Annotated in this window: 12 protein-coding genes (1 of these 12 only partly in view); 2 read left to right on the plus strand and 10 right to left on the minus strand. The window is 44.0% G+C overall.

The genetic code is table 11. The features are described from left to right. A protein-coding gene (locus SKC35_RS05370) for an RluA family pseudouridine synthase (RefSeq protein ID WP_377978408.1) crosses the window boundary here: on the plus strand, window positions 1-210 show its final stretch. 516 nt of this gene lie to the left of the window's left edge; 210 of the gene's 726 nt are visible here — the last part of the coding sequence; its start codon lies beyond the left edge, outside the window; its stop codon occupies window positions 208-210. Between the two features lie 10 nt (window positions 211-220). Here the strand turns inward: SKC35_RS05370 and SKC35_RS05375 are convergent, their stop codons facing one another. The 5 genes from SKC35_RS05375 to SKC35_RS05395 form a co-directional block, all read right to left on the minus strand. Next, window positions 221-628, minus strand: a complete 408-nt coding sequence (locus tag SKC35_RS05375) for an RrF2 family transcriptional regulator (RefSeq protein ID WP_130895317.1) — start codon at window positions 626-628, stop codon at window positions 221-223. Between the two features lie 144 nt (window positions 629-772). Continuing rightward, window positions 773-1,240 carry a 30S ribosomal protein S7 gene (gene rpsG / locus SKC35_RS05380; protein ID WP_130895318.1) on the minus strand — a complete coding sequence of 156 codons (468 nt, stop codon included), beginning with the start codon at window positions 1,238-1,240 and terminating at the stop codon, window positions 773-775. 70 nt (window positions 1,241-1,310) lie between these two features. Beyond that, window positions 1,311-1,715 (minus strand): 30S ribosomal protein S12, encoded by a 405-nt coding sequence (rpsL, locus tag SKC35_RS05385; protein WP_127805424.1) that lies wholly within the window; start codon window positions 1,713-1,715, stop codon window positions 1,311-1,313. A 140-nt stretch (window positions 1,716-1,855) separates the two neighbouring features. Beyond that, on the minus strand, window positions 1,856-3,046 hold the full coding sequence (gene uxuA, locus SKC35_RS05390; RefSeq protein WP_377978409.1) for a mannonate dehydratase: 1,191 nt from the start codon (window positions 3,044-3,046) through the stop codon (window positions 1,856-1,858). Between the two features lie 184 nt (window positions 3,047-3,230). Then, window positions 3,231-4,694 (minus strand): DUF4301 family protein, encoded by a 1,464-nt coding sequence (locus tag SKC35_RS05395; RefSeq protein WP_377978410.1) that lies wholly within the window; start codon window positions 4,692-4,694, stop codon window positions 3,231-3,233. A 99-nt stretch (window positions 4,695-4,793) separates the two neighbouring features. On the opposite strand from SKC35_RS05395, the gene SKC35_RS05400 reads away from it, so the two are divergent. Further along, window positions 4,794-6,716, plus strand: coding sequence for a RecQ family ATP-dependent DNA helicase (locus SKC35_RS05400; RefSeq protein WP_377978411.1), 1,923 nt, complete (start codon window positions 4,794-4,796; stop codon window positions 6,714-6,716). Here SKC35_RS05400 and lon read toward each other — a convergent pair. The 5 genes from lon to SKC35_RS05425 form a co-directional block, all read right to left on the minus strand. Beyond that, window positions 6,677-9,172 carry an endopeptidase La gene (gene lon / locus SKC35_RS05405; RefSeq protein WP_377978412.1) on the minus strand — a complete coding sequence of 832 codons (2,496 nt, stop codon included), beginning with the start codon at window positions 9,170-9,172 and terminating at the stop codon, window positions 6,677-6,679. The genes SKC35_RS05400 and lon overlap by 40 nt on opposite strands. Before the next feature lie 79 nt (window positions 9,173-9,251). Then, entirely contained in the window at window positions 9,252-9,731 is a 480-nt protein-coding gene (locus SKC35_RS05410; protein WP_377978413.1) for a DUF6702 family protein, read from the minus strand. Continuing rightward, the gene (gene rseP, locus SKC35_RS05415) at window positions 9,732-11,123 is read right to left on the minus strand and encodes an RIP metalloprotease RseP (RefSeq protein WP_377978414.1); all 1,392 of its coding nucleotides are present in this window, start codon (window positions 11,121-11,123) and stop codon (window positions 9,732-9,734) included. It abuts the gene before it with no gap. Window positions 11,124-11,129: 6 nt separating this feature from the next. Next, window positions 11,130-12,290 (minus strand): 1-deoxy-D-xylulose-5-phosphate reductoisomerase, encoded by a 1,161-nt coding sequence (locus SKC35_RS05420; RefSeq protein ID WP_377978415.1) that lies wholly within the window; start codon window positions 12,288-12,290, stop codon window positions 11,130-11,132. Beyond that, window positions 12,287-12,901: a rhomboid family intramembrane serine protease gene (locus SKC35_RS05425; RefSeq protein WP_130895326.1), complete on the minus strand. Its 615-nt coding sequence runs from the start codon at window positions 12,899-12,901 to the stop codon at window positions 12,287-12,289. Before SKC35_RS05425 ends, SKC35_RS05420 begins: the two co-directional genes overlap by 4 nt. Window positions 12,902-12,916: the final 15 nt, after the last annotated feature.

Genomic DNA, 12,916 nt, shown 5'->3' on the forward strand with positions numbered 1-12,916 from the left:
ATTCGCGGCGACATCAAATATGGTTACGATAAACCAAACGTGGATGCGAGCATCAATTTACACGCACGCCGTTTGTATTTCATCCATCCCATTAAGAAAACACCCATTATCTGCAAAGCGTCGGTTCCAGAGAATCCTTTCTGGGAAGAGTTTTTGGAATTAGATAACGATGAGTTCAAGATGAAAAACTTGGATCACTTGTACGAATAAAAAAAGGAGCTTACATAAGCTCCTCTAGTGTCGTATTTTCTAAAACGGATAAGTTCGCGTCCCTCCATTTTGTCAAGACCGTTCTCAGCTGACAGGTTTCCTCGTCAGCACAGTCATCACATTTCCCGTAAAAATGAAGTGAGACACACAAAGCTGGCGCAATGGGACCATCTACAATTCGAATGATTTTTGCAAAAGTAACTTCCGCAGGAGGAATGCGTAGGTAGTAACCGCCGCCTTTCCCTTTTTGGGACTGTAAAATTCCGTGATTACGTAACTCTAATAAAATCGCTTCGAGGAATTTCTTCGGTATCTTCTCCGATTCCGCAATATGCGAAATCAATAAGGGGCCTTTCTCATAGGATTGCGCCAATACTTTTAAAGCCTTTAAAGCATATTTTGCCTTCTTCGAAATCATAGTGTTGTTGATTGTGAATCAAAGCTAAACAAAATTCAGGAATACTCCATTAGTCCGCTCGATTAAGTACTAGTTTCAGGACAAGTTTTTGGGCAAAAAAAAAGGCTAACTCGAGAGCTAGCCTTTTTACGTAATTCAAATGAATTAGAAACGGAAGTGAGAGAACGCTTTGTTCGCTTCTGCCATTCTGTGTGTATCATCTTTCTTCTTCACTGCTGCTCCCTCACCTTTCGATGCTGCAATGATTTCGTTCGCTAAGCGATCCATCATTGTTTTGTCACCACGCTTACGCGCGTAACCGATTAACCACTTCATTCCCAATGAAACTTTACGTTCAGCTCGTACTTCTGTTGGTACTTGGAAGTTTGCTCCACCCACGCGACGGCTCTTAACCTCCACTGATGGCATCACATTATTCAATGCTTTTTTCCAAGTTTCTAAACCGTTTTCTTTTGTACGCTCCTCTACTTTATCTAACGCATCATAAAAGATGGTAAATGCTGTAGATTTCTTTCCATCGTACATTAAGTTGTTTACAAACTTAGTTACTAATACATCCTTAAATTTAGGATCTGGCAATACGTAGCGCTTTTTTGGTTTCGCCTTTCTCATGTTGTTAGTTTTTTAAAATCGACCCAACCTTCTGCTTTAACGAAGCATACTGGATCTTTCTGTTAATAAATTATTTCTTCTTACCTGTTGGAGCTGCTTGACCTGGTTTAGGACGTTTAGCACCATACTTCGAGCGAGATTGTAAACGACCAGAAACACCGGCTGTATCTAAAGCTCCACGAATGATGTGATAACGTACACCTGGTAAGTCTTTTACACGACCACCACGGATCAATACGATCGAGTGCTCTTGTAAGTTGTGACCTTCACCTGGAATGTAGGCATTCACCTCTTTTTGGTTTGTTAAGCGAACACGAGCTACTTTACGCATCGCTGAGTTTGGTTTTTTAGGAGTAGTCGTGTATACACGAGTACAAACCCCTCTTCTTTGTGGACAAGAATCCAAAGCTGGTGACTTAGATTTCCAAGTCATTTGCTCACGTCCCTTGCGCACTAATTGCTGAATAGTTGGCATTTTGGAATAATTACCGTTTAAATTTTAAAATTCTTTTAATCCCTGCAAGCGCGTTAAACTCAATAAGATAGAGTTATCCCACACTAATGGGGGTGCAAAGTTAGCAATAAGATATAGAAATCAAAAGGGGAAAATGAAAATTATTTCAAAAACCCGCGGATTCCCATTTCCAAACCACGTAACTCCGCTAAACCGCGTAAACGACCGATGGCCGTGTAGCCTGGATTCGTCTTCTTTCCTTCTTGTAAATCATCCAGCATCCGATGCCCGTGATCTGGGCGGAATGGCAAGCGAAAATCTCGGCGACCAGACGCAATGCGCTTGTCCTGCTCATTCACTAAGCCTTTCATTACCCCGAACATATCCACATCCCCATCTAAATGGTCTGCTTCATGGAAATTTCCGTATTGATCGCGGCGCGTAGCCCGCAAGTGAATGAAATTGATACGATGACCCAGGCGCTCTACCATACCCACTAAATCGTTGTCCTCTCTAACGCCGTAACTTCCGGTGCAGAAACACAATCCATTCACGTTGCTTTCGTAGGCATTTAATAATTGAACCGCATCGCTTTCTGTGCTCACCACGCGAGGTAAGCCCAAAATCGGATACGGAGGGTCATCTGGGTGAATCGATAAATTAACCCCTGCCTCCTCGGCTGCTGGCGTGATCTCTCGTATAAAATCGTATAGATTTTCTCGCAATTCCTTCTCCCCTACTTCGGAATAAGTATCTAAAGCTTCTTGGAAAGACTTCAACGTGAAGCTCTCTTCAGAACCGGGTAAGCCGGCGATAATATTGCGGATTAATTTCTCTTGTTGTGCTTGAGTGGATGCATCGAACCATTTTTGAGCTCTGGCGATTTGCTCGGCTGTGTAATGCTGCTCTGCTCCTGGACGCTTTAATAAGAACAATTCAAAGGCACAGAATTCAGCTGCATCGAAGCGCAAGCCCGTACTTCCGTCTGGAAAACGAAAATCTAAATCGGTTCGTGTCCAATCCAAAATAGGCATAAAATTATAACAAACCAGGTCTAAACCCGCCTCGCCTACATTACGCAAAGACGTTTTGTAGTTTTCGATGTATTGCTTGTAATTACCCGAGCGCGTTTTGATATCCTCGTGCACCGGAATACTTTCGATCACGGACCAGCTCAATCCAGCCGCCTCGATAATGGCTTTACGCTCTAAAATATCGGGCAATTCCCACACTTTCCCATTTGGAATTTGGTGTAGAGCACTCACAATACCCGTTGCGCCTGCTTGGCGTACGTCAGATAATTTTACAGGATCATTGGGGCCAAACCACCTCCACGTTTGTTCTAAAGCCATAGTTTTTTTGTTTACTACCTAATTAAAGGCTTTACACCCTCCATTTTACCTATTGTAAGGCCAAATAAAAAACCTTGCCTGGAAACCGGGCAAGGTTTTTGTAATCAAGCATTTATATACTTCCTTTAAAATCTCTTTCTCAGGGGCGACAAAAATAGGGAGTTTTTTACAAACAAAAAATAGCCTAGCCGTTTTGATGTGCGGGCCTCACTAAATCAGTCACCGTTTTCACCGGATTGAATGTTTCTAAAGGCACTTCCACAAAAAGGGTGTTCCAATCTGACATCGCTCCGTTCCAAAGTCCCGGCAACTCCATCGCCTTTAATTCTTTTCCGTCTTTGGTCTTATCTGTAATAAAACCCGTATTCATATCTCTATAGTTCAATAAGTTCAAACCACGCGTAGCGCACACTAAATCCACTGGATTGAAGTGGGAGGCTTGGTGGAATTTGGCTTTTTGAGCCTCCTCTTTCATATTAATCTGAGCTGACTCTACGAGCTGTAGGGTGAAATTTCCTTTGGCATCTTGGCACCAGAATGGACCTCCACCTGGTTCTCCCGTATTTTTCACCACCCCACAAACGCGTGTAGGACGGGCTAAAATGGTGCGAATCATTGCTACTTTACCTGTTAGGGGTGAAGACGCGAAATCTGCCGCCGGCACAAAACCTAAATAAGTAGCCATCTCTTCTAATGCCTCATTGATCGTAGACTCTGACGGATTCTCTTGCAATTGCTTATCCAGGTGTTCTATGCCTTCCAAAATCCACAACAACAATCCTCCCAGGGCCTTCTTGTATTCAATGGTCGGCTGCTTTAATATATCTGGAACGACGTTATCTATATTTTTGATAAAGATCACATCGGCTTTTAAGTCATTCAAATTCTCTAATAGCGCTCCATGGCCTGCTGGTCTAAAGAGCAAGGATCCATCGGCTTCGCGGAACAGGGTATTGTCCGGATTTACGGCAATGGTATCTGTGGCAGGCTTTTGTTCCGAGAAAGTGATCTCGAATTGGATGCCGGTTTTCGTCTCCCATTTGGGAACGAGATTCTTCACTAAATCCTCGAAACCGCTGCGGTGTTCTGGGGAGACGGTGAAATGCAAGCGGGCTTTTTGGCCATTCGAAGCATAAGCCGCTGCCTCCACGATGTGTTCCTCTAATGGAGTACGTGCTCCATCTGTATAGGAGTGGAAAGCGAGAAGACCTTTCGGTTTTTGACCATAATTCATTCCCGCTGAACCGAGTAATTTTTTAAGTATTTCGGCTGAGTCATCATTCGCTTCCAGCAGTTCCTTCAGCTCTGGGTAAAAAGCAAAGTGATCCAACTCATCAAAAAACTTCGCGCATTCTTTGTTTTCCTCGCCGGTCGACAAGCATTCGAACAGTGATTTAAACATCCGAGTGGCTGCACCTGAGGCAGGAACCATCTTCAAAATGGAAAGCGCTGATTTTTGCTGATCGAAGCGAGCGATAAATTCTTGTAATTGCTCTTCTGAAAACTGAAAAATCCCATTCCCGATGGATGCCGATTTTTCCAAATTCATCCAAGGAAAGCCGGATTTAAAAAAATCAACTTGTTGATTCATTTCCGCAGGCGTAATTCCACGTTTCGATAATTGAGCTAAATCCTTCTCTGATAACATATGCACTTTCTTTTGTGTCTAAAAATTAGCATTTCTTCGCAGGAATTCCTAAAAATCCAGTGGAGGAGTTCATTCTTTTTTGGTAGATTTGTTTAGACGATGGCAGACATTCAGGACATATTGCAAAAATACTGGGGGCATTCGGCTTTCAGGCCCCTGCAGGAGGAAATCATTCACTCGGTGCTGGATGGCAAGGATACCCTCGCTTTACTGCCCACCGGTGGCGGCAAGTCGATTTGTTTCCAAGTGCCTGCCCTCGCTTTGCCAGGGATTTGCATTGTCATCACACCTCTAATTGCCTTGATGCAAGACCAGGTAGCGCAATTAAACCGCCGAGGTATTCCCGCGACAGCCCTTTTTTCTGGCCTCCGCAAACGCCAAATCGACATCTTATTAGACAATTGCATTTACGGCAACACGAAATTCCTCTATGTTTCTCCAGAACGCCTAAAAACGGATTTGTTCATCGAGCGAGCGAAGCAGATGAACATTAGTCTCTTGGTCATCGATGAGGCCCACTGTATTTCGCAATGGGGCCACGATTTTAGACCGCCTTATTTAGAGATTGCTGCCTTTCGCGCGTTGATTCCGAGCGTTCCTTGTATTGCTTTGACGGCCTCCGCGAACGAGGAAGTGAAACAAGAAATTCAAGAAAAGCTGCAATTCAAGAACGCAGCCGTATTTCAGAAAAGTTTCAGCCGGGCGAACCTCTCCTATTCCGTCCTCTATGAAGCGGACAAAGAAAAGAAGCTATGCACCATGCTGCAGCGGGTTCTAGGTTCTTCCATTGTCTATGTGCGGAATCGCAGACGAACCCAAGAGATTTCAGATCTGTTATCTAAAGCCGGTTTATCCAGCACTTTTTACCATGCCGGTCTTCCGGGCGAGGTCAGAAGCGCTCGTCAAAAAGACTGGATCGAGGGAAAAATCGATTGCATCGTGGCGACCAATGCTTTCGGGATGGGAATCGATAAACCAGACGTAAGACTAGTGGTACACCTCGACTTACCCGATACCATCGAGGCCTATTACCAAGAAGCAGGCCGAGCGGGTCGAGACGAGAAAAAGGCCTATGCGGCCATTTTATACGAAGAAAAAGATGTGTTGGATTTAACAGCTCAATGGGAAAAATCATTTCCGACGGCGGAAACTATCAAACGCACTTACCAAGCCGTTTCTAATTATTTACAGGTTGCCGAAGGAAGTGGCGAATTACAGAGTTACGATTTTGATTGGATGGACTTGTGCAAGCGCTTTAACTTGCCTAGCTCTCAGACCTATTTTGCCTTAAAGACATTAGAAGCAGAAGGATTACTTTTATTAAACGAGGCCTTCCAAAATCCCTCCAAAATTCGCTTCATCGTCACCTCCACCGAACTATACGACTTTCAAATTAGAAACGAGAAATTCGAATCTTTCCTAAAAGGACTGCTTCGTATTTATGGGGGTAATTTATATACTCAATTCGTCAGCATCTCTGAGGCGGACTTCGCTCACCAGATAAAGATACCACCTGCAGAGGTGGAACGTAATTTAGCTTTGTTAGAGAAGTTCGAATTAATCGAATATGACAAACAAAATGGCCTGCCTAAATTGGTCTTTTTGACGCCTCGGGCGAACATCGAAAACCTACCCATCATCTGGGCTGAATACCTTAAGAAGAAAGAACGGTCTAAGAAAAAGATTGATGCGATGATTCACTATGTGAAACATCCGGAGGCTTGCAGAACACTTTTGATCACCTCGTATTTTGGGGAATCGTTAAAGACCTCTTGTGGAATCTGCGACAACTGTTTGCAGCGCAAAAAAGAAGCCTCCGGGAAAAATATCCCCGAAGGCCTCGAAGCAGAACGCAAATTGATTCTGACATATTTGAAAAACGGACCTTTATCCGTTCAAGATCTAGTGGATTGCCTTCGCCCTTTGGCTTCTGCTGAGGCGCTTCGCGTCATCCAATTCAGTCTTGAATTAGGCAAAATTCATTATAATGCCGCAGAGGAGCTAGCTATAGGTTCTGCCTGAAAAACAAATTTCACCGGATTCTTCACCTGCTCTTTTAATAGCGCTAAGGTTAATACTTCTTTCGCGTCGTCTACGTAGTGGAAGCTCAAATCCGAAATATAATGCGCCTCGATTTCTTCCACATCTTTGCGGTTCTTCGAGCACATAATGATCTCTTTTATTCCCGCTCTTTTCGCCGCTAAAATTTTCTCCTTGATTCCACCCACCGGCAAAACTTTACCGCGAAGCGTAATCTCGCCGGTCATCGCCAATTTCGATTTCACCTTGCGCTGCGTTAAAGCCGAAGCAATCGCCGTTAACATCGTAATACCCGCGGATGGACCATCCTTAGGCACCGCCCCAGCTGGAACGTGAATATGTAAATTGTATTGGTCAAAAATACGGTAATCAATGCCGTATTCATCCGAATGTGCCTTTAAGAAACTTAATGCCGCCATAGCGGATTCCTTCATCACATCGCCTAATTGGCCCGAAAGTGTCAAGACGCCTTTTCCGCGGTTCAATAAGGTTTCGATAAATAAGATATCTCCACCTACTGGTGTCCACGCTAGACCTGTTACGACTCCAGCATATTCGTTGTTCTCGTAGGTATCCTTATCGAAGTGCTCTTGACCCAATAATTTCACGACATCTGTCGCCGTGATTTTGTGTGGATAGTCTTGATCCATTGCAATGGATTTTGTGATCTTGCGCACCACGCGACCGATTTCTTGTTCTAATTTACGAACACCTGATTCGCGGGTATATCCTTCGATGACCTTTTGGATTGCTCCATCATTCATCGCAAATTCCGCTTTCTCTAAACCGTGCTCTTTCTTCTGCTTAGGCAATAAGTGTTTTTTCGCGATTTGGACTTTCTCCTCCATCGTATAGCCACTTACTTCGATGATTTCCATTCGGTCGCGCAAAGCAGGATGAATCGTATCTAAATTATTTGCGGTAGCGATGAACATCACCCGAGATAGATCGTAATCACACTCGAGGTAATTATCCATAAAGCTGCTGTTTTGTTCCGGGTCTAATACCTCTAACAAAGCAGACGACGGATCGCCACGGTGGTCCGAACCTACTTTATCAATCTCATCTAAAATGAAAACGGGATTAGAAGACCCTGCTTTTTTAATGCTTTGAATCACCTTGCCTGGCATGGCGCCTACATACGTTTTTCTATGACCTCTGATTTCGGCCTCGTCACGCAGACCACCTAAGGCCATACGTACGTATTTTCTTCCCAAAGCTTTGGCAATCGAACGACCCAAAGACGTCTTACCCACACCCGGAGGACCATAAAGGCACAAGATAGGCGCTTTCATGTCTCCTTTCATCTTCAATACCGCTAGGTATTCGATGATGCGTTCTTTGACTTTTTCTAAGCCAAAATGATCCGCATCCAACACCTTCTTCGCCTTCACCAGATCGAAATTATCTTTTGTGAATTCACCCCAAGGCAAATCCGCAATCAATTCCACGTAATTCATCAACATCGGATATTCCCCTGACATCGAGTTTGTGCGTTGTAATTTCGAAAGTTCTTTTTGGAAGAAATCATTTACTTCTTTCGACCATTTCTTCTTTGCCCCTTTCGCACGCAGACCGTCCAATTCTTGCTCGGGACTTTCCACTCCTAATTCCTCCTGCAAGACTTTAATCTGCTGGCGAATGTAATAGTCACGCTGTTGCTGGTCAATATCACTCGAAGCTTTACTCTGAATCTCGCGCTTCAACTCTAAGTGCTGGATGTCTTTCAACATGTGCTCCAGCAAATGCGTCGCCTGCTCAATCCCATCCAAGGTCTCTAACAAAGCCTGCTTTTCCTTTAATTCCGCATTAATATTCGAAGAAAGGAAATGCACTAAAAACGCAGAGGATTCGATGTTATCCAAGGCGATTTGCGCCTCCCGAGGAATCTCTGGATTCAGGTTTAATATCTTCAAAGCACACTCTTTCAGCGTAGAAACGAGTGCTTTATTTTCCTTATTTAATTTTTTAGGGAACGTGTCCTCGATATAGGAAACACGCGCTAACAGATTCGGCTCCGTTTTGATGTATTCGTTTACTTCAAAACGTTTGCGGCCTTGCACGATGATGGTCGTGTTTCCTCCTGGCAGAACAAACATCTTCACAATGTGCGCAACCGTTCCGATTTTGTACAAATCATCTGGCGTAGGCTCGTCTTTAGAATTATTAGCTTGTACTAAAACACCAATCGTGCGATCGCCTTTGTAGGCTTTCTTCACAAGGCGAACAGATTTTTGGCGAGATACCGTGATTGGAATCACCATACCCGGAAACAAAACGATATTTCGAATGGGAAGGATAGGCAATTGGTCTGACAAAACGCCCATTTTGTCATCATTGTCCATCCCTTCTGACCCGATTGGGATCAATTCTATATTTTCAAAATCAGACATCTCTGAAAGCTGTAAATGCTTAAAAAGGTCATTTGGATTATTCATACCACATTTTTAAATTCTGCTCCACTTGAGCGGACGATATTAATCAATTTTTATGCCAAACGTCAAGATGGCAGTATGATTATCTTGATAATTGTTGTACCTCTTGGCTTTTCCGAAAAAGGTAGGATTTTTTTTCGCCTTGAAAAGACCAGGAAACGAGATTCGTTTGGTCGTCAAATTCGTCTAAAAACAGTGAGTTCTCTAAGTAAGATCCCCCTAAGTCAGCGGTGGTAGGAATTTCTAGATACACCCAAATCGCGTCTTGCTGTTGCTCTGTTCCTAACCACCGATAGGGAGTTGAAAATTGCTTACCAGCACGAAAACCGAAATGTTTACGGACATAGGACTCTAACCCTTTTTCAGATGCCTCATCTCCCGGAATCATTCGAAATTTCTTTCCAGTCGCTGAGCTTAACGTTTGCTCCAAGTCATCTTGAAACAGGCGAATGCTGATTTCCCAGCTTTGGTCTTTCACATTATAACTCATCTCCGTCACCGAACTATGAAATGGGTGCAGATCAGGGAAAAACAGACCAAAAAATAGAACCAGCAGTTTCAACTAGAAAAAGGCTTTGAAAATATCGTTACCAAATGTGTAAGCCATCAAAGCAAGCAAGATGAGCATACCTACCTGCTGCGCTTTTTCCAAGACCTTTTCGGATGCCGGCTTACCCGTAATCATCTCATAAATCAAGAAAATTGCGTGTCCGCCATCTAAAGCTGGAATAGGTAAGATATTCATAAAGGCCAAAGCCATTGATAATAAACCCGTCAGCATCCAGAAACGATTCCAATCCCATACACCACCGAACATTTGGGCGATGCCAATAGGTCCACTCAAGGCTTTCGATGCCGAAACATCACCCGAAGCAATTTTCTTGAACCCTTTGATGTTATCCGAAATCACCGAGAAGGCACGGCCCGTACCGATGCTCGCTGCCTCCGCAAACGAATAATCTTCGTGCGAAACTTGAATCAACATCTCCGGAATAAATCCGATTTGGCCGGAAGCCGTCACCTCCATAGACAAGGTATCCGCCACGCCTCCGCGTAAAATACCTAGGCGAATAGGCTTACCCGCTTCCTTCGTGATTAATTCTTTTACCTCGTGATAGAAATGAACTGGATTTGCATTCACCGAAGTGATCACATCGCCCTTTTTCAATCCCGCCGCATAGGCTGGCAATAATTCCGCAGGCTTAGAAGCCGAGAATTTGTCAAAGAAACCTGGCTCTTCTGGAGCAGCTACTTCTGCTACTTTAAATGGAGCAATTGGCTCAATGAAACCTGCTTTCTTATCGCTTAATTTTTCGATGAAATTCGAAGGTATTTTAATTTCCAAAGTCTGGTCGCCACGTTGCACCGTATAAGAAGAATTCTCCCCTAATAAGACATCTGAAGCGCGTAAATCAGACAATTGCTTGTAATCAGCGCCGTTTACGCGAATGATTTTATCCCCTGTTTTAAGTCCAATTTGTTTGCCTAAATCTAAGGCCACAATCCCGTTCTTGTTTAATTCTTCTTTGGAAATAAAGTTGTTCCCGTTCGAATAAGTCAAGCAAACGAAAATCACCACGCCGGTAATAATGTTGACGATTACGCCACCCAACATCACGATCAGACGCTGCCAAGCGGGTTTTGCGCGGAATTCCCAAGGCTCAGGCTCTTTCGCTAAGGTCGCCGCATCTTGTGTTTCATCAATCATTCCCGCGATGGAAACGTAACCTCCTAAGGGGAACCAGCCTAAACCGTATTCGGTGTCTCCTACTTTCTTTTTAAACAAAGCGAAGTTTAAAAGCGTCGGAATAGGAAACATGAAGTCGAAGAAAAGGTAGAACTTTTCGACGCGCATCTTAAACCATTTGGCGGTAATAAAGTGCCCAAACTCGTGCAATGTTACTAAAATTGACAATCCTAAAATCAATTGCCCTGCCATCACTAAACCTTCCATAATTCGCTATTTTCTATTTTTATCAACCCATTCTTGGGCCATAATTCTACTTAATTTATCGCTTTCGATATAATCCTCTAATGATGGATTCGCGATAAAAGTTCCCTGCTTCATACAATATTCGTTCAAATCAGACATCGCTAAAAATCCAATCTCATCTTCCAAAAAGGCTGCTACCGCCACTTCGTTCGCCGCATTCAATAAACACGCCTGATTTCCTCCTTTTTCCAAAGCCTGAAAAGCAAGCCCTAAATTACGGAAAGTCTGTGTATCTGCCTGCTCAAAAGTCAAGGACGGATACTGTCTAAAATCAAAACGAGGGAAACTCGCCTTCATCCGATTCGGATACCCTAAGGCAAACTGAATCGGCAATTTCATATCCGGCAAACCGAGTTGCGCCTTGATGGATCCATCTTCGAACTGTACTAACGAGTGCACAATCGATTGGGGATGCACAACCACTTCAATTTCTGAGGGTTTCACGTCAAATAACCAAGCCGCCTCGATCACCTCTAAACCTTTGTTCATCAAACTAGCCGAGTCGATCGTAATCTTCGCGCCCATCGACCAATTCGGGTGTTTCAAGGCTTGTGCCCGCGTTACTTGGGCTAATTGCTCTCGGCTAAAACCTCTAAAAGGTCCACCCGAAGCTGTCAATATCACCTTCTCGATCGGGTTGTGAGATTCTCCCACCAAGCATTGAAAAATCGCCGAATGTTCTGAATCTACTGGTAAAATGGGTACACCCATCTCCCGCGCTAAGGGCATAATCAGGGCTCCTGCCACGACTAACGTTTCTTTGTTCGCTAAGGCGATTGGCTTGCCTGCCTTGATTGCTTTCACGGTAGGTAGTAGGCCAGCGTAACCCACTAATGCTGTTAACACGATGTCGACAGAATCGAGGGTAACCACTTCTTCTAGGGCTTTGGCCCCTGAATGCACTTGAATTTCAGTTCCTGCTAAAGCCGCTTTCACCTCCGCATATTTCGCCTCATTACCGATCACCACGTGAGCCGGTTTCCAGGCTAAGGCTTGGGTAATGAGCAGATCGGCTTGGTTTTGGGCGGTTAAGACCTCAACAGAAAACTCGGACGGATGCTCCGCAATCACGTCCAAGGCTTGTGTCCCAATGGAACCCGTGCTACCTAAAATGGCTATTCTTTTCATCGCAGCATCGCCGTTATTTGTTCCACAAAACTGATCCACACTTGGGGATACAACAAGGTCATGGCCACGATTCCAAACAAGGCTCCGTATAAATGCGCGCTGTGATTCACGAAATCGCGACTGCGTTTATCCATTTCCACGGAATACCAGGTAAACAAACCGGCATAGATAAAACCGGGAATTCCGAAGAAGCCAAACAAGTAAATTTTTTCCGTAGGGAAGAATAAAATTCCCGCAAAAATCACGGCAGAAACCGCTCCTGAGGCGCCTAAGGAATTATAATTAGGATTGTTTTTCTGTTTGAAAAAGGTGGGCAAATCTGCCACCACAATCGCTAACACATAAAAGAGAATGTACAATTCCGATGCGATCGACGGAAATAATTGATTAAAAATCTGTTCTAATTGAACCCCAAAAAAGAAAAAGGAAAACAAGTTAAAAAACAGATGCGTGAAGTCCGCGTGGATAAATCCCGAGCTAACAAAACGCCAATATTCGTTTCTGTGTTGAATCCGGTACGGGTTCATGAGCATTTTCCCCATCAAGTCTGGCTTTTGCCAAGCCACCAGGGAAATAATAATCGTCACAGCGATAAGTACAATCGAGACCATATAAGAACAAAACTA

The organism is Aquirufa originis, from assembly GCF_042714495.1.
GTDB lineage: Bacteria > Bacteroidota > Bacteroidia > Cytophagales > Spirosomataceae > Aquirufa > Aquirufa originis.

Coding starts and splice junctions, on each gene's coding strand:
- SKC35_RS05375 (WP_130895317.1), bottom strand. CDS start 628: ATGATTTCGAAGAAGGCAAAATATGCTTTAAAGGCTTTAAAAGTATTG.
- rpsG (WP_130895318.1), bottom strand. CDS start 1,240: ATGAGAAAGGCGAAACCAAAAAAGCGCTACGTATTGCCAGATCCTAAA.
- rpsL (WP_127805424.1), bottom strand. CDS start 1,715: ATGCCAACTATTCAGCAATTAGTGCGCAAGGGACGTGAGCAAATGACT.
- uxuA (WP_377978409.1), bottom strand. CDS start 3,046: ATGGCTTTAGAACAAACGTGGAGGTGGTTTGGCCCCAATGATCCTGTA.
- SKC35_RS05395 (WP_377978410.1), bottom strand. CDS start 4,694: ATGTTATCAGAGAAGGATTTAGCTCAATTATCGAAACGTGGAATTACG.
- SKC35_RS05400 (WP_377978411.1), top strand. CDS start 4,794: ATGGCAGACATTCAGGACATATTGCAAAAATACTGGGGGCATTCGGCT.
- lon (WP_377978412.1), bottom strand. CDS start 9,172: ATGAATAATCCAAATGACCTTTTTAAGCATTTACAGCTTTCAGAGATG.
- rseP (WP_377978414.1), bottom strand. CDS start 11,123: ATGGAAGGTTTAGTGATGGCAGGGCAATTGATTTTAGGATTGTCAATT.
- SKC35_RS05420 (WP_377978415.1), bottom strand. CDS start 12,290: ATGAAAAGAATAGCCATTTTAGGTAGCACGGGTTCCATTGGGACACAA.
- SKC35_RS05425 (WP_130895326.1), bottom strand. CDS start 12,901: ATGGTCTCGATTGTACTTATCGCTGTGACGATTATTATTTCCCTGGTG.